Here is an 18,678-nt window from a genome sequence, read left to right as displayed (position 1 = left end):
TGACTGAGGGGTCTGTTGCAAAAATGACGCGGATTGACTGGCAATAATCGCTCGTCATGGAATTATAAGGCATTAGCCGCATTCCCGAATTACATCGTTTGGCAGCTAAGTAATAACGGTCAGGATTGTCGCGAGTTCATTAAATATTTACTGTACTTTACCCATGGGTTCTGGTTACAGTATCTGGCTTTTCTGATATTCGGAAACCTTATTAAGGCTTCCGTCAATTCGTCTGTTTTATGAGGTTTTGTATGCATAAAAAGGTTATCCCCATTCTATGTGGCGCCATGCTGCTTCCGGCGTCGCAATGGGCTGTGGCGGCGGTAGACAAACTACCGGCGACCAATAGCGTCAAGATGGGTGCGGCAGAGGAAGTTTGTTCCGAATTTACCGATGCCAAGTGGCGTGATGCGCAAGTGATCGACGGAGTCGAAATACAAGAATCACGGATGTGTAACCCCGATAATCCTGCTGAAATCGCTGCTTTTGTTAAAGGCACCAATAATATTTCCATGTCTACCTTAATGGAGACACAGCTCGCCGCTGATGCCATCACACTCGGCGAAGATATGGACGGCGACGGCGACCCCGACCACTATATTATTAAGCTGGAAATTGCCGAATTGAACGGCCATTCTCCGGACATGAAAGACCCCACCACCACCTTTGACATTGCCCCCGGCATTCAACCGACTTTCTGGGTATACGCGCCGAAAACGCGCGATATGTCTACATTGAGCTTGTACGAGCCGGTGGCCAATCCTTTATTGCGCGCGCCATCGCCAACTATCCGGGTCGAACAAGGCGATATTGTGTGGTTGGTGCTGGAAAACAGCCATTACTTTCCGCACTCAATCCACTTGCATGGCGTAGATCATCCTTACATGGATCATAGCGGCGAAGGCAACGATGGTGTCGGTCAAACCGGCCAGATGGATGTTTTGCCCGGCCAGAGCAAAACTTATGTAATCAAACCGCGCCAACCCGGCACTATGTATTACCACTGTCACGTACAGCCACACACTCATATTCCGATGGGTTTGCAAGGCATGTTTGTGGTCGAGGAAAATCGCCCCAACAACTGGGTACAGGTTTTCAACGTCGGCAACGGACAGGTTCGCCATCCATCGGTAGCGGTCAAAGAAAAATATGCGGCCGAGTACGATCTGCACTATCAATCGGTTGATAAGGAATTGCATGAAATGGTGCGATCCGCCAATGATCCGCGGATTATTGCCCGGCGGATGAATCAGGAATATGACATTACTGATGCTAGCCCCGATTATTTCATGCTGAATGGTCGTTCATTCCCTTACACATTGAGGGAATCGCTGATCTTGATGGAAGAAAACAAAAAGGTCAAATTGCGAGTCTTGAATGGTCATGAAGAAGCATTTGCGCTGCACGTGCACGGCCACAAGCCTATGGTGACGCATTACGATGGTGTCGATAACGGCCCTAATTCTTATATCAAGCGCGACGTACATGGCATGGTACCCGCCCAGCGTATCGATCTGGAATTAAGCGGTGTTGACGATGGCTTGAACAGTTTTGGTCAAGGCGTGTGGATGTTTCACGACCACGTCGAGAAATCCTTCACTACTAACGGTATCGGCGAGGGTGGTGACATCAGCTTAGTGGTTTACAAAGGTTTTTCCGACGAGAAAGGCATCCCCAAAGTCCATGGCATGAGCCTGGCGCCTTACTTCACCAGAGAATTCTGGCAAGGTAAATACCCGGCCTGGCAAGATTACGATGCCTGGAAGAGCTTAGGTTTGCCGGATATCAGTAATAAAAAGCAAGTAGCTTTTGTGCCGCCACCGCCTCCCCCGTTGAATACGGGCGACGCCGCTGCGAAAGCGGAAGCAGCCGGAAATCAGCCGTCTTTTATTGGGCAATTGCTGTATGGCTTGATACTAGGCGGTTTGAGTTATGTCGGCTTTGCCAATCGCCAGCGGATCATGGCGATGTTCAAAAAGTAAGCGCCAACTGCTCTGCGCCAGACCAACGCCGCTGTCGAGCTAAAGCCTCGGCAGCGGCGTTTTGCTATAGGCTCGCGTGTAACTCCGCATCGTGTCCTGAGTGATGCAAAGCAATCTTGTATTGTTATGACCAAAGCGAATTGCGCGCAATCCTGCGCCATCTAAAATCCGGCAAAAATTTGCGACCTACTGCCGTTGACGTCAGTTGGCAAGCAGCCCTTCCTGTCATTTGACGGAGGCAATCAGCTATTTCGTAGCGCATTGAACTCGCCTCTTTTCGCCGCGACAAACAACTCGGTAATCCAGCCAACAACCAGACAATATGCCGGACAATCACAATCCGGATTTGGGTGTTAGAATGCTCAGCCATTGATGTTAAGGGGACATTGCCGACCATAGTTTGGCGGCGTGTTCCGCAAGTAGGCGCTCGGATATCTAAGAAAAGAGGAAATTATGCGTAACTGGAAACTGTTGCCGGCGATCACTTTAGCGACCCTCGCAACTGCTATTGTGCTATATGTCGCGTTCTACTTCGTGTTTCTCGATTTTTTCGTGGATTTATGGTGGTTCCGTTCGCTGGAATTCGAAGCTTACTTTTGGTTGAAATTACTCTACCGATTTATTTTCTCCGGTGCGGTTACTGCGTTTTTCTTTGCTGTTTTTTTATTTCACTTCTGGATTGCCTCTCGCTACCTGGGCCTGAACCCGCCCGATGAAATATTGATGGACGATTCCAAGCGTCGGCGTTTTCAACGCTTTGCCGATGTGTTCATGAGTGGTTCGGCTCGTATCTATACTCCCATTTCACTGCTACTCGCCGTAGTGATTGCTGTGCCGTTCTATTTGCAATGGGAGCAGGCGCTGCTGTTTTTCTTCGGCAGCGCATCGGGCATCGTCGATCCGGTATATGGCAACGACGTCAGCTTCTACATGTTTTCCTATCCGATTTACATGCTGATTCAGAAGGAGTTGTTAACCACAGCGGTTATTGTGTTTTTGGCGACCGGCGTGCTGTATTGGATGGAGCATGAATTTGTCCCCAATCAAAGCAAGGAATTTCCACTGGGTGCGAAGATCCATTTGACGGTGCTGTTTGCATTCGTAGTGCTGTTTGTGGTCTGGGGATTTTTACTGGAACGCTTCGCCTTGTTATATTCCGGGGGTAACGAACCGGTGTTTTTTGGCCCCGGCTTTGTCGAATTGCGTTACAAGTTGCCTATGATTTGGCTTGAAGTCTTGTTCTTTTTGGCGATTGCCATATCGGTAGTTTTTTACGCGCTGTCGGAGAGACATCGTAGTAAAACGCCTATTATCGTTGCCTCGTTGGGTTTTTTGGCTGTTTGGGGCCTGCAAGGCTCTCACACCCTACCGGAGTTGATTGAAAAATTCATCGTCAAGCCTAATTTTACCCGCACCGAAGGTGATTCGATTCGGCATAACATTGACGCCACCATGGCGGCATTCGATTTAAACAATATTAAAACCGTCGATTTTCAGGTCAATCTGGACGCCACCAAAGATATAGAAGCCTGGTCGACCAAAAAACATTTCGAAAACATTCCGGTTTGGGATCGCGAATTTCTGATCGACAGCTATATGCAGTTACAAGGCATTCGGCCTTATTATGGCTTTCCGACTGTCGATGAAGACCGTTATTTTATTAACGGACATCATCAACAAGTCAATCTGGCAGCCCGTGAAGTCAATATCGATAAATTGCCCAAGGAGGCGCAAAACTGGGAAAACACCCATTTGCGCTACACCCATGGCTACGGCGCGGTCATATCTCCAGCCGCTCAGGATGCCGGCATTCCTATCGTTTGGTACTTGCGCGATTTGAACATGACTTCGGATGTTGGGTTTTCCGTGAAGTACCCCGACATTTATTACGGCCAGGAAAAATATCGCTACGCGATCGTACCGAACAACTTGGCTGTGACCGATATTTCCGGCTCTGCGCCAGGCGAATCGCTGGATTATCAGGGTATCTCCGGCATACCGATTCCGTCGCTGTTCAGAAAAATGTTGTTCGCGTTTTACCTGAAAGACGAAAAAATATTCTTCTCTCCCAACATATCCGCGCAAAGCAAGTTACTTCTGCGTCGCAATATCGACGAGCGAATTACCGCGCTGACGCCGTTTTTACACCTGGATAAAGATCCGTATTTGGTTGTTGACAAGGATCGCTTCTACTGGATACAGGACGCCTATACCTTATCCAATTATTACCCGGTCTCCAAACCGGCAGCTGACGATTATCTGGACGGCCAGCACAAGTTCAATTACATCCGTAATTCGGTCAAAATTGTGGTCGATGCCTATGACGGTAGCGTCGATTACTATATTTCCGACCCAAAAGATCCGATCATCAACGCTTACAACCGCGCGTATCCCGGCGTTTTCAAAAATTTGCGGGAAATGCCCGACGAGCTAATGCAGCATCTGCGTTATCCGCGCGACTTGTACTATATGCAAATGAAAATTTACGCTAAATATCATCAAAACAGCCCGGAGTTGTTTTATGAACAGGCGGAAACCTGGCAGTTCGCCTCCGTGGATGGACAGCCGGTATTACCGTATTTCATTACGATGGACTTTGATCGTTGCAACGATTTGGAGGAGTTTGTGATGATTAATCCGATGACCCCGATCCATAGGGACAATTTAAGCATGGTGGGCATTGCCGGCACAGTTGACGAAAAAAGCTGCGACCACAGTTACAAGCCGGGTATCACTATTTTCAAATTCCCTAAGGCCGTGCAGGTTAACGGACCTTCGCAAGTCAATGCGCTGATCGATCAAAACCCGGAAATCGCCTCGCAGTTTACCCTATGGAATCAACAAGGCTCGGAAGTTAAAAAAGGCCGGATGGTGATATTGACGATGGGTAATTCGATTTTATATGTACAGCCTATTTATATGCTGGCGACCAAAACCAAGATGCCTGAGCTGGCGCGGGTAATTGTTTCGATAGGCAATCAGGTGGTGATGGACAAAACCTTGCAGGCGGCCTTCAGTCGTTTGAAGGATTTGTTTATTAAAGGCGCAGCTGGGCCTGTTTCAGGCGTTTCGGCAGCTGAAAGCAAATAGGCTATTCGGAGCTTTTCAGGGGCAATATCTGCGCATCAATGCAGCAGCATGGAGCACAGCCGGTCTTCCAGCTCCATGCGTTCCGCCAGCCGTTCGCCAAGCATGGATAAATCCTGAGCCAGATTCGCGGTATTAAATTTACGCCTGCCATCGTCGTAAGTGTCGCTAAAAGTAACAGCCGACGCGGTAGTGCTGGAAAATGCCGGATATATCTTTTCCGCGTGAGACAACGCTGAACTTTGATGCTGCTTCTCAGCAATTAGATGCTCGTAGATGCTGAAGTGCCCAAACGATACGTAATCTATCAGCAGTTGCGAAAACTCAGACAACATTGGCCTGATTGCGTTCTCGCTGGAGAATGGCTTCATTTCGGCGAGTTGACAATACAAAGCCCAGACGGCAGAGCGCTCCTCCTGCAATGCTGTCACCAAGTGCAAGTTATTTGAACTGGTGTTGTTAGCTACGGAATTCATTTCAGTCACGGCACGTCTCCCTTTGAAAATTGACGAATCTTAAATTTATGTGAATTATCATGAATATTCAACAATTGATTAAAATATAAGGGAATTTTTCTTAAAAACTGTGATTGACTTTGCACCATCAACTTTTATCTTTGTCGCATTGCCCTGTGAGGCCAAACCGTTAATTCAGGCATGGCGACTAAAAAAACTACCACAAAAGCAGCCCTTTGCGATTTACAAAAACGCCGACATCGTTTTGGTGATTAGCGGTGTAGGCAAAATCGCCATGGCTGGCGCGGTGGCTTATACGCTGGCGCATTTTCCCGAGGCAACCCAACCTATCCTGCTCAATTTCGGCATCGCCGGACATCGCCACCAGGCGCTAGGCAGTTGCTTTTTGGCCGATAAAATCACCGACGCCGAAACCCAACGCCGTTTTTATCCGCAACTGGCTTTCGATGCCCCGTGCCCCACCCTGCCGCTAATTACTTTATCCCGAGCCGACGTCGAGTACAACGACGAGAATCTGCGCGATATGGAGGCTGCGGCGTTTTACGAAATAGCCGTTAAATTCAGTTCCAGCGAATTGATTCACTGTTTAAAAGTGGTTTCGGATAATGCCGAATCGGCACTGGAGAAAATCAATGAGGAGTTGGTGGTGGCTTGGGTGCAGGCGCGTATTGCTGACGTCGAAGGTATGATCGCCGTGCTGACTACACTCAGAGGATCGCTACCAACATTGGAAAGTGAGCTATACAAACAGCTGCTTGAACAGTTTCATTTCACGGCGACCAACGCCGCTAAATTGCACACACTGGTGAATCGTTGGCAAGCATTAAACCACGCGACCATGCTCAATTTAGCTGGGACAAAATTTGAAAATGCGAGGGCGTTATTAGCTTGGTTGGAAACCCAGCTAGAGAAGCATCAGTATTATTTGTAACTATTGCAGGAGTGGTGACGAACGCGGGGGAATGAAAAAATACGGGGTGCCCCGAAAGACACCCCGGGACAGAATTACAGCATTTTTTTCAATTCTTGGACACCTTCTTTGCCGGTAGCCAAATGTTCTTTGGCTTCTTGCAAGTTAGCGGCTTTAGCAGAAGTAATAGCTGCTTTCAAATGGCCTCTGGCTTTATCTGCATATCTAGCAACTTTGTCGTTTGCGTTGAGTTCTTTGATAAAATCAGCCGCTTTTTTGATCAAATCGACAACGGCATCACCTTCGGCACCATTGTTGATTGCTGTCTCGGCAGCTGTAATGCGCGCTACAACCTCATTGATTACATCGGTAGGTTTGTAAGCAGTTCTACCTGGATCAGATTCAGCAACGGCAGCTGTTGAAAAAGAACCCATGGCAGCAGCTAAAGAGAACGCGATAACAGCACTTTTTAAAATTTTCATGTATTGAACCTCACAGTTATTTTTATAAGAACATATAGCTGCTAACCCAACCGCTTTAACCACTACATGTTGGGCCGGGATAATAGCACAGTTCATTCTGTTTGCTAGCCTGTTTATAGCGGTTTTTATGGTTTTTTCGGTGACGAAAAAATGCCGCTGCGGCCTTATTCGACGCTGACTAGCAGCTTGTCCAGCCATGCGCTGGGCAGCAGCCGTTTCAACCAGGCAAACAAATGCGTGGGTACCGTTACCCGGTAGCGAATTTTCGGCCTATTCGACTCCAATGCATGCGCCACTTTTTCAGCGACTGCACTAGCCGGTAACGTGAAAGGTGCCGCCGGGCCGGGTTTTTGTAGCCTTGCTTCCATCGCTTTATAAGTTTCTTTGTGAAAACTGGCCTCGGCATCGATATGCTTTTGATACAAAGCAAAGGCATTTTCCCGGAAACGGCTCGTTATCGGCCCCGGTTCAATCAATACGATATGAATGCCTGTGCCGCGCAATTCCAAACGCAAGGTATCCGCCAAGCCTTCCAATGCGAATTTGCTGGCGTTATACGCGCCGCGAAACTTCATCGCCACGAACCCCAGTACCGAGCTGTTATAGATCACCCGGCCATGGCCTTGTTTGCGCATCAGCGGTAATAGCAGATTGGTCAATTCGTGGGTGCCGAACAGATTGGTTTCGAATTGGTGGCGCAGCACATCCCTGCTCAAATCTTCTACGGCGCCGGGCTGGCCGAAGGCGCCGTTATTGAACAATGCATCGATCTTGCCGTCGGTCAGCGCGATTAATTCGTTGACCGCGCGTTGAATGCTCCGCGAATCCGCCAAATCAAGTTGCAGACATTCGAAGCCTTCACCGCGCAAACGCTCTACATCCTCAGGCTTACGCGCGGAGCAAATTACCCGATGACCGCGCTGCTGCAAAAACAGCGCAGTGTGATAACCGATGCCGGAAGAGCAGCCGGTGATAAACAGCGTTTTGCCGACAATCATGGTTGAACGAGATCAGCCTCGTTGAACAAAAAGGTTTTGCCGCTGCTGCAATTAATCAGAAAATTTAGCTGGTCCGGTTTGCTCTTCCCAGTGAGCTCATCGGTTTCAATTCGCTGACACTCGCCGCTGGCTAAGGCTTTTTGTGCGGCCAGCCTGCGGAATTTTTCAACATCCGGCAGGCGCGTTTCGAAGGGTTTGACTTGCGCGGGTAGTTTTTCCGGATCGTAAGGTGGAATGGCGAATGCGGAAAATTGCATGGGGTTTTGCTTGATCAGAGTCTGTGTCATTTCACTCTGAACTCGGGCATCTTGTTTATTTTTGGCGATGGCGTCGAGTTTGGCCTGGTGCTCGGCTTGTTCCTGCGCAGACTGCTGTTTTTTCAATTCGGCTTCTGCGGCTTGCTGCCTTTCCAGCGCATTTAAATCAACACTGCTGCCGGTTTTGGTATTCATTTGCACCGCTTTGTGCTCCACCGTGCAGGGTGACGCTTGATAATTGGTGTGGCCGCTGACATCAGTGCATTTAAATACCCCAGCCCAACTATCCGCGGACAGGCACAGGGCAAAAACGAAGAACAGATTTTTCATTGGATTCCTGTTGATTAAACGCCGAAACAAAACTATTACTCAGCTCGCGATCAGTGTAAATAAATTTTTTCTATTGGCCAGCCCCAGCCTGGCATCGCGCAAAAAATTGGTGGTTTTTGCCGGCTATTAATTTCCGGAAGTGAGCTCGACGGCGAAGTGTATCAGTCTTTTCAGCAATATCCAGCCGCTTAAAACGCAGAGGCCGCCATGTTCGCCGCGAAAGCACTTGAGCGAAATACCAGCTGCTTTTTCCCGAAATCCTTGGGCGATAAAGCCCCTTATCTCAAACTGAACACGCTGACGGTTAAAGGCATACAGCGCCGCGAGCTTATCCGGCATTTACAAAACCGTGTAGCTGGGTGCTAGCCACGCACCTCTTCTCATGGTGATCGACCAGCCATTTTGCCGCACATCTAAAGCTCTCGGCTGCCTCCATCACGACTCATGAAACACCGCCATGACAGTCGTATTCATCAAGCCGGCAAGTTATACTGCCCGCCAATTTTCGACCTAAGAGCGCTATGCAACCCTACCTGGATCTTCTCGCCGACATCATGAATAACGGCATCGACAAAAGCGACCGCACCGGCACCGGTACTCGGTCAGTGTTCGGTCGGCAGATGCGTTACAACTTGGCTGACGGCTTTCCGTTGCTGACGACCAAGAAGCTACATTTCAAATCCATTGCGTATGAATTGTTGTGGTTTTTACGCGGCGATACCAATATCCAATATTTGAACGATCACGGTGTAACGATTTGGGATGAGTGGGCCACGCCAGACGGCGAGCTGGGGCCTGTATATGGTGCGCAATGGCGTAACTGGCTGGGGCCGAATGGCGAGAGCTACGATCAGATGCAGATTTTGTTGGACGGTTTAAAAAACAAACCGGATTCGCGCCGACACATCGTCAGCGGCTGGAATGTGGCATTTTTGCCGGATGAAACCGTTGGTCCGCGCGAGAATGCCGCAGCCGGGCGAATGGCCCTGCCACCGTGCCATGTGTTGTATCAATTCTATGTCGCTAACGGCAAATTGTCCTGCATGATGACGCAGCGCAGTGCCGATTGCTTTTTAGGGGTGCCTTACAATCAAGCCAGTGTGGCCTTGTTAACGCATATGCTGGCACAGCAATGCGACTTAGAAGTCGGTGAGTTAATCATGTCGTTCGGTGACGTGCATATCTATCGCAACCATTTTGAGCAAGTTGCATTGCAACTTAGCCGGCAACCCTTGACACCGCCGCGGCTGCAATTAAAACGCCGGCCGGAATCGCTATTTTCCTATGAATTTGCCGACTTTGAACTGCTGGATTATCAGGCACATCGACATATCGCCGGTGCGGTTTCAGTTTAGGTGAGTAGATAGAGACGCTGAATTTGCGTCTCTATCTATTTGATCGCAAATGGATCTATTGATTAGCGGTTAAGAATCTACTTGTTGCCCGCCTTGATATGGTCAACGGCTTCTTCGGCGGCTTTTGTAGCGACATCGGCATGGCCCATTTTGCCGTGTTCAATTGCGCTTTCCAGGGATTTTACCCCGGCATCGAGATGCGTTTTAGATTCGCCCTTGGCGACTTCAGCACCTTTCTTGGCATGGGTTAAGGCCGCTTCGGCATGTTCCACCAAAATCGGGCTATGGCCGGCTTTGCCGTGGGTGACAGCCTGTTCGGCATGCTTCAAGGCTTCGGTAGCATGTTCTTCGGCGAATACACCGGCACTCGCGAGCAGTAATGCACTAATGGTAATGGCAGTAAATGTTTTCATAATTCCCCCGAATTGAATTGTTGTGGTTTTCCGCACCCATTCTGAGTGCTAGCTAGTGACTTGATGCGCGCGAGTTTGGTTCCAAACTAAATGAGACAATTTAGTTGACTCGTTACTTAGTTCCTTTAGTGAACAAGTAACGACGCCACCAATATTTGCCTTGCAAGCCGGGAGAATCCTGGAAAGCTTGGCTTTGCATCCCTTTTTGAGCATGAATAACGAAAAACGCCTACAGATATTCCAGCGCTTGGCCGAAGCCACGCCGAATCCGACCACCGAACTGAATTTCACTACCCCGTTCGAATTACTGGTGGCGGTGGTGTTGTCCGCGCAAGCGACCGATAAGGGCGTCAACAAGGCGACTGCCAAGTTGTTTCCCGTGGCGAATACACCGCAGGCGATCCTGGCTTTGGGTGAAGACGGTTTGAAGGAGCACATCAAAACCATCGGCTTATTCAACAGCAAGGCGGCAAATGTCATAAAACTTTGTCAGACTCTACTGGAACAGCATGGAGGAGAAGTGCCGCGTCAGCGGGAAGCACTAGAGGCGCTGGCCGGAGTGGGCCGCAAAACGGCGAATGTGATTTTAAACACCGCATTTGGGGAGCCGACCATCGCCGTAGATACGCATATTTTCCGGGTCGCCAATCGCATCGGCCTGGCGCCGGGCAAAAATGTCCTGGAAGTGGAGCGGAAGCTGGATAAAACCGTGCCCAAGCAGTACAAGAAAGACGCGCACCATCTGCTGATTCTACACGGCCGATATATTTGTGTGGCCAGGAAGCCGCGTTGCGGCGCTTGCTGCATCGCCGATGTCTGTGAATTTAAGGCAAAGAATTTAGACTGAATATGCAATAATCGGAGTAGAGTCATAAATATTTCGCGTCAGTCGTAAGCCCCGGCAGTTGCATGCTGGAGCAACATAATTAAAAAATCACACGAGAGGATAATCACATGAAAAAATTTAATAAATCTCCGCTGGCCGCTGCGATGGGCGGTGCGCTTTTGTCCGGCATGGCTGTCAACGCGCAGGCCGATGCCAACCCATTCGCCGTTTCCGAGTTGTCTAGCGGCTATATGCAAGTTGCGACGTCGCATGCAGAGCATTCAAACGGCAAAATCAGTCAGGGCGCGTGTGGCTCTAATGCAATGGACGGCAATGGCATCAAAAAAAGTGAGACCAAAAAAGCTGAAGCGAAAAAAACCGAAGGCTCATGCGGCGAAGGCATGTGCGGCGGCATGATGAGCGGCGGCAAAATGAAAAAAGGCATGGAAAGCGCTTGCGGCGCGATGATGAAGGGTAAAGAAGGCGCTTGCGGCATGGGCATGATGACCGGCGGCGGCATGATGAGTATGGGCAGCATGGGCGGCATGGATCACGGCGCCGACAAGCCTAAGAAAGCCGAAGAAGGCAGTTGCGGTGCCATGATGGGGGGTGACAAAAAAGCCGGCGAACATAGCTGCGGCGCCATGATGAAAAACGAAGAAGGTAGTTGCGGGAGCAAAATGGATGCAGACAAAGCAGCCAGCCATTAATTTCGACTCATCGCCAATAGACCGACACTATGGATTTTAATGATTTACAGCAGCTGGTTATCGATTACGGCTATTTAGCTTTGTTTATCGGTACGTATCTGGAAGGCGAAACCATTCTGGTCATCGCCGGCTTTTTAGCGCACGGCGGCTATTTGCAATTGGAATGGGTGATGCTGACGGCGTTTTTGGGTACCTTTGCCGGCGACCAGACCTTTTTCTATCTGGGCCGTTGGAAAGGCATCGCCTTTCTGGAGAAACGTCCGCTTTGGCATAGCAAAACCGACAAGGTTTTCGATTTGCTGCACAAACATCAGATCCCGGTAATTTTGGGATTTCGCTTTCTCTACGGCGTACGTAACGTCACGCCGTTTGTGATCGGGGCCAGCAAGATTCATCCCTTGAAGTTTTTCTTGCTGAATTTTCTCGGCGCCGGGATTTGGGCGATAGCGGTCGGTTATCTGGGCTACACCTTCGGCCAATTTGCCGAGTCCATCATGGGTCAGGTCAAAAAATATGAAATGTATATCCTGGGTACATTGGTAGCGATTGGTTTAGCCTTATTCTGGCGTTCTACCCACAAACCGGAAACACCGGACGCACCGGAAGAGTAAGTCATGGATAGCATTCGCAATCTCGTTCACGGTGCCGGCTTAGGCTTGCGGCGCTCGTTTTTGAGCGAGATTGTCGAGTCGCCGCTGGCCCATGTCGGCTTTTACGAAGTGGCGCCGGAAAACTGGATGACCATCGGTGGCAAGTTCGGCAAACAGTTTCGCGCCATGACCGAGCGTTTTGATTTTGTCTGTCATGGCCTGTCGCTGTCGATAGGCAGCAGCGATCCTCTCGACGAGCAATTCGTGCACGATTTGAAAGTGTTCATGCGCGAGCACGGGATCAAATTCTACAGCGAACACCTTAGCTATTGCAGCCATGGCGGGCATTTATACGACTTGATGCCGATGCCGTTCACCGAAGATGCCGTCAAGCATGTTGCCGCGCGTATTCGCAGGGTGCAGGACATTCTGGAACAGCGCATGGCCATCGAAAACATTTCTTATTACGCCTCGCCGGGACAGGAAATGGCCGAAATCGATTTTTTCAACGCGGTAGTTACCGAAGCCGACTGCGATGTGCTGATCGACATCAACAATATCTACGTGAATAGTGTCAATCACGGCTACGATGCCGAAACCTTTCTGCGGGCCATGCCTGCCGAACGCATCGCTTACGCGCACATCGCCGGCCATTATGTGGAAGCAGAGGATTTTCTGGTCGATACCCACGGCGCGCCGGTGATCGATCCGGTCTGGACTTTGTTGGGCAAGGCTTACGAGCTGTTCGGCGTGTTCCCTACCCTGCTGGAGCGGGATTTCAACATTCCCTCCTTGCTTGAGTTAAGCCAGGAAGTCGATACCATCCAAGCCATTCAGCAGCACTATGCGGCTGGCCGACAAAAACAGGTAGCCTGATGGCTGCCGATTTTCAGGCTACCCAAGGCCAGTTTGCCGCGTATATTCGCGATCCGCAAAACAATCCGCCGCCGGCAGATGTCGAGCCGCGGCGTATGGCCATGTATCGGGAGTTGTTTTTCAACAATATCGACAGTTTTATTGCCAGTAATTTTCCGGTATTGCGAGCCATCCTGAATGATGCGCAATGGCAGGAAATCACTCAGGATTTTTTTACCCGGCATCGCTGCGATACCCCCTATTTCTCGGAAATTGCCGAAGAGTTTTTAGCGTATTTACAAAACGAACGAAATAATCCGGACGATTATCCGTTTCTGTTGGAATTGGCACATTACGAATGGGTGGAAATGGCTTTGTCGATTGCCAAGGACACACCAATATTGGGTGACAGCGATTTTCTGGATAAGTTGTTGCCGCGCAGCATCGCGTTATCGCCCTTGGCCTGGCCGTTGCTTTACCGTTATCCGGTACAGGCAATAGGCCCCGGCTTTTTGCCGCTAGAGCCGCCGGAGCAAACCACTTGCTTGATCGTTTACCGCGACAATCTCGACTGCGTGCATTTTCTGAAAACCACCGGTTTGACCATACGCTTGCTGCAAATTTTGCAGGATGAAGGGCCGATGACCGGCGAACAGTGCTTGCAAGCGGTTGCCACGGAATTCCCGCAACTGGATAGCCAAGCCTTAATGGCCGCCGGCCCGCCGATGCTGCGGGAGCTGGCTGAGAAAGGGATTCTTATTCCGGCTGTTGCCGCTTAAAGCTATGCACCCAGACTAGTCCGTCCTCGTTCCACTCCATGCCGCTGTGCATTTTCAATATTAAATCCTTATACATTGCCAGATTCGGATAACCCTCCGCCCGGGCGTCCGCGTCACTCATGTCGCCTATTCTTTGGCGTTCCACGCTAGTTACTTCAAATACAACCTCTTCCAGTACAAAAGTTTCGCCGGGATAGGCATATAAACCGTCGCGGCGTTGCTGGGTTTTATCGCCGGCCAGCGTTGCCGCCACTAATTTGGGGTGTCGAACCAAACGGTCGATGCTGCAAGATTTTTCGGGATATTCAGTCATGAAAGCGGATGTCCTTGTAGTACGGAATAAAACAGCTTGGCACTTTAAAAGCCTTAAACACGCATTGCAAGCGACTTCCGTTAGCAGTTTCGCAAATTAATCATCAGTTGTGGGACTAACCCTACAATTTGTCGGTAGCTTTCTAGATAAACCGAATTTTCCTGCCTATACTTTTTTCCACATTGAATTTCCAGGCCACTGAACCGAAATGATCGGCGGCAGAGGGCTGCGAAATCATAAAAAAACCAGGGAGATTACGCCAAAATGTCTATATTCCAATTTGCGGTAATGATTTGCGTTGCATTGATGTCGGCAGGAATAGCCGCTTGGGTGACCAAAAAACGCTGTGTTGCCGCTACGCAAAATACCTTGACTGACAAGGCCCCCGCCTTATCGGTAGCCGAAATAGAAAAATATATTTCCGGTCTGGATCGGTTTGCCGAGCAAGTCACGCCGGTATGGGCAGCACAAATCGATTCGACCCGGCAACAAATCGAGCAGGCAATTACGTTGTTGACTCAACGCTTTGCCGGGATTACCAATAATCTGGAAGCGGCTTTAAGATCCTCCCATTCCACTCTCGGTGGCAACGGCGAAGAAGTATTCGTAAACAGCAACACCAATTTGCAAAAAGTGGTGAGCTCCATGGATGCGGCATTGCAGGAAAATTTGGCGGTTTTGCAGAAAATTCGCTCCTTGGCGGGCTTTATTGATGAATTGAAGCAGATGGCCAAGGAAGTGGCGCGGATTGCCGAACAAACCAATCTGATTGCCTTAAACGCCGCTATCGAAGCGGCTCGGGCCGGCGAAGCAGGCCGCGGTTTTGCCGTGGTGGCGGACGAGGTTAGAAAGCTATCCAACTTGTCCGGTGAAACCGGTAAGCAGATCGGCTCCAAAGTCGAGCAAGTTAGCTCCGCCATTCAAACTGCGTTGCTAGCGGTGGAAAAAAGCGCGCAAAACGAGGCCGAAGCGGTCTCCGCTTGTAACAGCAATATTCAATCGGTAATGGATAACCTGCATGACGTGTTTACCAAATTGCAGGGCTATTCAAGCAACTTAAGCCATTCGGCGCAGGCCATAAAAGGTGAGATAGACGAATCCTTGGTGCATTTTCAATTTCAAGACCGGATCGGCCAAATTCTGCAACACGTCAAAGACAGCATTGCCGATTTCCCCAAACAGCTCAATCGCAGTCATGCCGACGGTGTATTTGCGTTGCGGCCGATAGATGCGGACCACATTTTAAGCGGCTTGACCAGCACCTACACCATGGAATCCGAACACCACGCCCATGGTCATGGCAATCGGGCCGTTGAACCTCAAACACAAGAGATTACTTTTTTCTAGGATATTAAGCATATGGCAAAAACGATATTGGTAGTAGACGATGCGGCGTCGGTCCGTCAGGTAGTAGGTATTGCGCTGAAAGGCGCCGGTTATGAAGTAATAGAAGCGTGCGACGGCAAGGATGGGCTAAGTAAGCTCAACGGCCAGAAAATTCACCTCATCATATCCGATGTCAATATGCCGAATATGGACGGCATTACCTTCGTGAAGGAACTTAAACAGTTACCGGCCTATAAATTTACCCCGGTCATTATGCTGACCACCGAATCTCAGGAAGGCAAAAAACAGGAAGGCCAGGCAGCGGGCGCCAAAGCCTGGGTGGTTAAACCGTTCCAGCCGGCGCAAATGTTAGCGGCCGTTTCCAAGTTAATTTTGCCTTGATCGGAGTATGAACAGCGGTCGTTCATCCCGTTTCCGCCGATTCATATAAGTACCTCTGTCTATGTCTAGCGAGATCGTCCATGCCCAGCCTAACCATTAAAGACGAATTAACCATCTACAACGCGGCAGATCAGAAATCCAATCTGCTGATGTTTCTAACGGCTGGGGATGATTTGGAGATCAATCTTGCCAACGTCACCGAAATCGATACGGCCGGCCTACAGTTGTTGATTCTAATTAAACGCGAAGCCGCACATTTAGGTAAGAGCTTGCGTTTCGTGATGCACAGCAAAGCCGTGTTGGATGTGCTGGAACTAGCGAATCTGACGGGTACTTTTGGCGATCAGGTCGTGCTGACCCAAAACTAAGGAGTATGCGAAATGAGTTTTGATGATCAAATGCGGGATGCTCTGAAGACTTTTGTGATTGAAAGTCTGGAGTTATTGCAAGACATGGAAGACGGCTTACTCGGGCTAGAAGACGATCAGGAGCCGTCCGAACGGATTAACGCCATTTTCCGAGCCGCACATACCATTAAGGGGTCGGCGGGATTATTCGGTCTGGATCATATCGTTGCCTTCACCCACGTGGTGGAAAGCGTGCTTGATACCTTGCGCGACGGAAAGTTGAGCGTTTCGCCGGAACTGGTCGCCATTCTGCTACCTTGCTGCGACCATATGATTGAGCTGATTCAAGCAGTGGCCGACGGCGAAGTAAACGCCAACCCGGCGATGACCAATGCCGAACGACAATTACTGGATGGCTTGGAGTCTTTTTTGAAGCCTGAGCCCAAGCAGGCGATGACGACTGTGCAGCAAGCTGGCGAACCGCTCGAAGCCAGCGGTGGCGGCGTAATCGACAGCGGCAATTGGCATTTGTTTATTCAATTCGGCGAAAACTGTCTACGCGACGGCATGGATCCCTTGTCTTTCATCCGCTATTTGGCAACGCTAGGCGAGATTATGTCGCTGACTACTTTCAGTCATGCAATGCCGGATGCCGAAAGCATGGATCCCGAGAGCAGTTATCTGGGTTTTGAAATTGTCCTAAAAAGCGACTCAGACAAAGCCGCTATCGAAAGCGTGTTCGATTTTGTTCGCGAAGGCAGTTACATCCACATTTTGCCGCTGGAAGACAAAATCCCCTACTACGTCGAACTGATCAATTCGCTGGGCGAAGACAATGCCCAACTCGGCGAGCTATTGCTGAAAAGCGGGGTCATTACCCAACGTGAACTACAAGAAGGCCTCAACGCGCAGCAGGCGCAAGTCCCGCAACCGAATACCCGCCTCGGCGAAATCTTGGTCGATCAACAAGTGGTACAGCAGCCGTTGGTTAATGCGGCACTGGAAAAGCAGCAGCAGATTAAAGATAACAAAGCCCGAGAAAACCAAACCATACGGGTAGACGCCGAGCGCTTGGACAAACTCATCGATGTGATAGGCGAACTGGTTATTTCGGGTGCGGGTGTCAATCTGCGTGCCTTACAGACCAGCGATTCCGCGCTATTGGAAGCCACCAGCGAAATGATGCGCTTGGTCGAAGAAGTGCGCGACGGTGCATTGCAACTGCGGATGGTGGCGATAGGTGCCACATTCAGCCGCTTTCAGCGAGTGGTGCGCGATGTTGGCAAAGAACTGGGCAAAGATATTGCCCTGGTCATTACCGGCGGCGATACCGAAGTGGATAAATCGGTTGTCGAAAAAATCGGCGATCCGCTGATGCACTTAGTCCGCAACGCCATGGACCACGGTATCGAGTCTGCCGAAGTCCGCGCGGCGCGCGGCAAACCCAGTCGCGGTGAGCTCAGATTAAACGCCTACCATGAGTCGGGCAGCATCGCCATAGAAGTTAGCGATGATGGCGGTGGTCTGGATCGTGATCGAATTTTGGCAAAAGCCATCGAAAAAGGTTTGGTGCAAGCCGACGCCAAACTAAGCGACCATGAAATTTACAGCTTGATTTTCGAGCCTGGTTTTTCAACCGCCAGCCAAATCTCCAATCTGTCCGGGCGCGGTGTGGGCATGGATGTGGTCAAACGGAACGTGACCGATTTACGCGGCGACATCGAAGTTGAAAGCAGGCCGGGTCAAGGTTCCACTATCCGCATTCGTTTACCACTGACATTAGCCATCATTGATGGGTTTTTGGTGGGTGTAGGTAAATCGTCATACGTGATTCCTCTTGACCGGGTTGTCGAGTGTCTGGAGTTGTCCGGCGATTTGATTGACAGGGATTACATGGATTTGCGCGGCGAAGTATTGCCTTTTATCCGCTTGCGCGATCTGTTCAACATCAGCGGAGATCAACCGCGCAGACCGAATGTCGTCGTGGTGCATGCAGCGGGTGTCAAAACCGGGCTGGTCGTTGATCGCTTAATCGGCGAGTTTCAGACGGTTATCAAGCCGCTTGGCAAGTTATTCGGACATGTGGAAGGGCTGGGAGGATCCACGATCTTGGGCAGTGGCGAAGTGGCGTTAATTTTGGATGTACCTGTCTTGGTGAGCGCCTTTGAACACAAGCTTCAGGGCAATATGCACTTGGCCCAGGCTTGAGCCCAATTGGAAAAAAGCCAATTACATACTAT

General features: G+C 50.0%; 20 protein-coding genes. 13 read left to right on the top strand and 7 right to left on the bottom strand.

Features of this window, described 5'->3' with window-relative positions; translation table 11 throughout:
- Nucleotides 1-251: 251 nt before the first annotated feature.
- Together ACMXD4_RS01875 and ACMXD4_RS01870 are read left to right on the top strand one after the other, a co-directional pair.
- Nucleotides 252-1,982, top strand: coding sequence for a multicopper oxidase domain-containing protein (locus ACMXD4_RS01875; protein ID WP_415879681.1), 1,731 nt, complete (start codon nucleotides 252-254; stop codon nucleotides 1,980-1,982).
- A 453-nt stretch (nucleotides 1,983-2,435) separates the two neighbouring features.
- A complete protein-coding gene (locus tag ACMXD4_RS01870) occupies nucleotides 2,436-5,072 on the top strand; it encodes a UPF0182 family protein (protein ID WP_101051457.1) in 2,637 nt (878 codons plus the stop codon).
- A 35-nt stretch (nucleotides 5,073-5,107) separates the two neighbouring features.
- Here ACMXD4_RS01870 and ACMXD4_RS01865 read toward each other — a convergent pair whose 3' ends face one another.
- On the bottom strand, nucleotides 5,108-5,545 hold the full coding sequence (locus tag ACMXD4_RS01865; RefSeq protein WP_171697824.1) for an Rsd/AlgQ family anti-sigma factor: 438 nt from the start codon (nucleotides 5,543-5,545) through the stop codon (nucleotides 5,108-5,110).
- A gap of 109 nt (nucleotides 5,546-5,654) precedes the next feature.
- Here ACMXD4_RS01865 and ACMXD4_RS01860 point away from each other — a divergent pair, with 109 nt between their 5' ends.
- Nucleotides 5,655-6,476, top strand: coding sequence for a hypothetical protein (locus ACMXD4_RS01860; RefSeq protein ID WP_171696806.1), 822 nt, complete (start codon nucleotides 5,655-5,657; stop codon nucleotides 6,474-6,476).
- A gap of 74 nt (nucleotides 6,477-6,550) precedes the next feature.
- Here ACMXD4_RS01860 and ACMXD4_RS01855 read toward each other — a convergent pair whose 3' ends face one another.
- The 4 genes from ACMXD4_RS01855 to ACMXD4_RS01840 form a co-directional block, all read right to left on the bottom strand.
- Nucleotides 6,551-7,033, bottom strand: a complete 483-nt coding sequence (locus tag ACMXD4_RS01855; protein WP_253734528.1) for a hypothetical protein — start codon at nucleotides 7,031-7,033, stop codon at nucleotides 6,551-6,553.
- A 68-nt stretch (nucleotides 7,034-7,101) separates the two neighbouring features.
- A complete protein-coding gene (locus ACMXD4_RS01850; protein WP_171696807.1) occupies nucleotides 7,102-7,935 on the bottom strand; it encodes an SDR family oxidoreductase in 834 nt (277 codons plus the stop codon).
- Nucleotides 7,932-8,522, bottom strand: coding sequence for a DUF4124 domain-containing protein (locus ACMXD4_RS01845; RefSeq protein WP_415879680.1), 591 nt, complete (start codon nucleotides 8,520-8,522; stop codon nucleotides 7,932-7,934). The genes ACMXD4_RS01850 and ACMXD4_RS01845 overlap by 4 nt, the downstream gene beginning before the upstream one ends.
- A gap of 126 nt (nucleotides 8,523-8,648) precedes the next feature.
- A complete protein-coding gene (locus ACMXD4_RS01840; RefSeq protein WP_171696809.1) occupies nucleotides 8,649-8,861 on the bottom strand; it encodes a hypothetical protein in 213 nt (70 codons plus the stop codon).
- A 182-nt stretch (nucleotides 8,862-9,043) separates the two neighbouring features.
- Between ACMXD4_RS01840 and ACMXD4_RS01835 the strand changes: the two genes are divergently transcribed.
- Entirely contained in the window at nucleotides 9,044-9,877 is an 834-nt protein-coding gene (locus ACMXD4_RS01835; RefSeq protein WP_171696810.1) for a thymidylate synthase, read from the top strand.
- Between the two features lie 77 nt (nucleotides 9,878-9,954).
- Here ACMXD4_RS01835 and smbP read toward each other — a convergent pair whose 3' ends face one another.
- Nucleotides 9,955-10,290, bottom strand: coding sequence for a small metal-binding protein SmbP (gene smbP / locus ACMXD4_RS01830; protein WP_415879679.1), 336 nt, complete (start codon nucleotides 10,288-10,290; stop codon nucleotides 9,955-9,957).
- Nucleotides 10,291-10,501: 211 nt separating this feature from the next.
- Between smbP and nth the strand changes: the two genes are divergently transcribed.
- The 5 genes from nth to ACMXD4_RS01805 all read left to right on the top strand — a co-directional run bounded on the left by nth (nucleotide 10,502) and on the right by ACMXD4_RS01805 (nucleotide 14,050).
- A complete protein-coding gene (gene nth, locus ACMXD4_RS01825) occupies nucleotides 10,502-11,137 on the top strand; it encodes an endonuclease III (RefSeq protein WP_171696812.1) in 636 nt (211 codons plus the stop codon).
- 107 nt (nucleotides 11,138-11,244) lie between these two features.
- Entirely contained in the window at nucleotides 11,245-11,826 is a 582-nt protein-coding gene (locus ACMXD4_RS01820; RefSeq protein WP_033158488.1) for a hypothetical protein, read from the top strand.
- Nucleotides 11,827-11,855: 29 nt separating this feature from the next.
- On the top strand, nucleotides 11,856-12,437 hold the full coding sequence (locus ACMXD4_RS01815) for a DedA family protein (protein ID WP_415879678.1): 582 nt from the start codon (nucleotides 11,856-11,858) through the stop codon (nucleotides 12,435-12,437).
- 3 nt (nucleotides 12,438-12,440) lie between these two features.
- A complete protein-coding gene (locus ACMXD4_RS01810) occupies nucleotides 12,441-13,292 on the top strand; it encodes a DUF692 domain-containing protein (protein WP_415879677.1) in 852 nt (283 codons plus the stop codon).
- A complete protein-coding gene (locus ACMXD4_RS01805) occupies nucleotides 13,292-14,050 on the top strand; it encodes a DUF2063 domain-containing protein (RefSeq protein WP_171696815.1) in 759 nt (252 codons plus the stop codon). The genes ACMXD4_RS01810 and ACMXD4_RS01805 overlap by 1 nt, the downstream gene beginning before the upstream one ends.
- Here ACMXD4_RS01805 and ACMXD4_RS01800 read toward each other — a convergent pair.
- Complete coding sequence (locus ACMXD4_RS01800) at nucleotides 14,028-14,363, bottom strand: ASCH domain-containing protein (RefSeq protein ID WP_171696816.1); 336 nt, start codon at nucleotides 14,361-14,363, stop codon at nucleotides 14,028-14,030. The two genes, ACMXD4_RS01805 and ACMXD4_RS01800, sit on opposite strands and share 23 nt — an antisense overlap.
- 264 nt (nucleotides 14,364-14,627) lie before the next feature.
- On the opposite strand from ACMXD4_RS01800, the gene ACMXD4_RS01795 reads away from it, so the two are divergent.
- The 4 genes from ACMXD4_RS01795 (at nucleotide 14,628) to ACMXD4_RS01780 (ending at nucleotide 18,646) form a co-directional block, all read left to right on the top strand.
- Entirely contained in the window at nucleotides 14,628-15,710 is a 1,083-nt protein-coding gene (locus tag ACMXD4_RS01795) for a methyl-accepting chemotaxis protein (protein ID WP_415879676.1), read from the top strand.
- 12 nt (nucleotides 15,711-15,722) lie between these two features.
- Nucleotides 15,723-16,091, top strand: coding sequence for a response regulator (locus ACMXD4_RS01790; protein WP_020484376.1), 369 nt, complete (start codon nucleotides 15,723-15,725; stop codon nucleotides 16,089-16,091).
- Between the two features lie 80 nt (nucleotides 16,092-16,171).
- Nucleotides 16,172-16,459, top strand: coding sequence for a lipid asymmetry maintenance protein MlaB (locus ACMXD4_RS01785; RefSeq protein ID WP_033158482.1), 288 nt, complete (start codon nucleotides 16,172-16,174; stop codon nucleotides 16,457-16,459).
- Nucleotides 16,460-16,471: 12 nt separating this feature from the next.
- Nucleotides 16,472-18,646: a chemotaxis protein CheA gene (locus ACMXD4_RS01780; protein ID WP_415879675.1), complete on the top strand. Its 2,175-nt coding sequence runs from the start codon at nucleotides 16,472-16,474 to the stop codon at nucleotides 18,644-18,646.
- The last annotated feature ends 32 nt before the right edge of the window (nucleotides 18,647-18,678 follow it).

Source organism: Methylomonas sp. TEB (assembly GCF_047777895.1).
Lineage (GTDB): Bacteria > Pseudomonadota > Gammaproteobacteria > Methylococcales > Methylomonadaceae > Methylomonas.
This window is presented reverse-complemented; position numbering and strand designations above follow the sequence as displayed.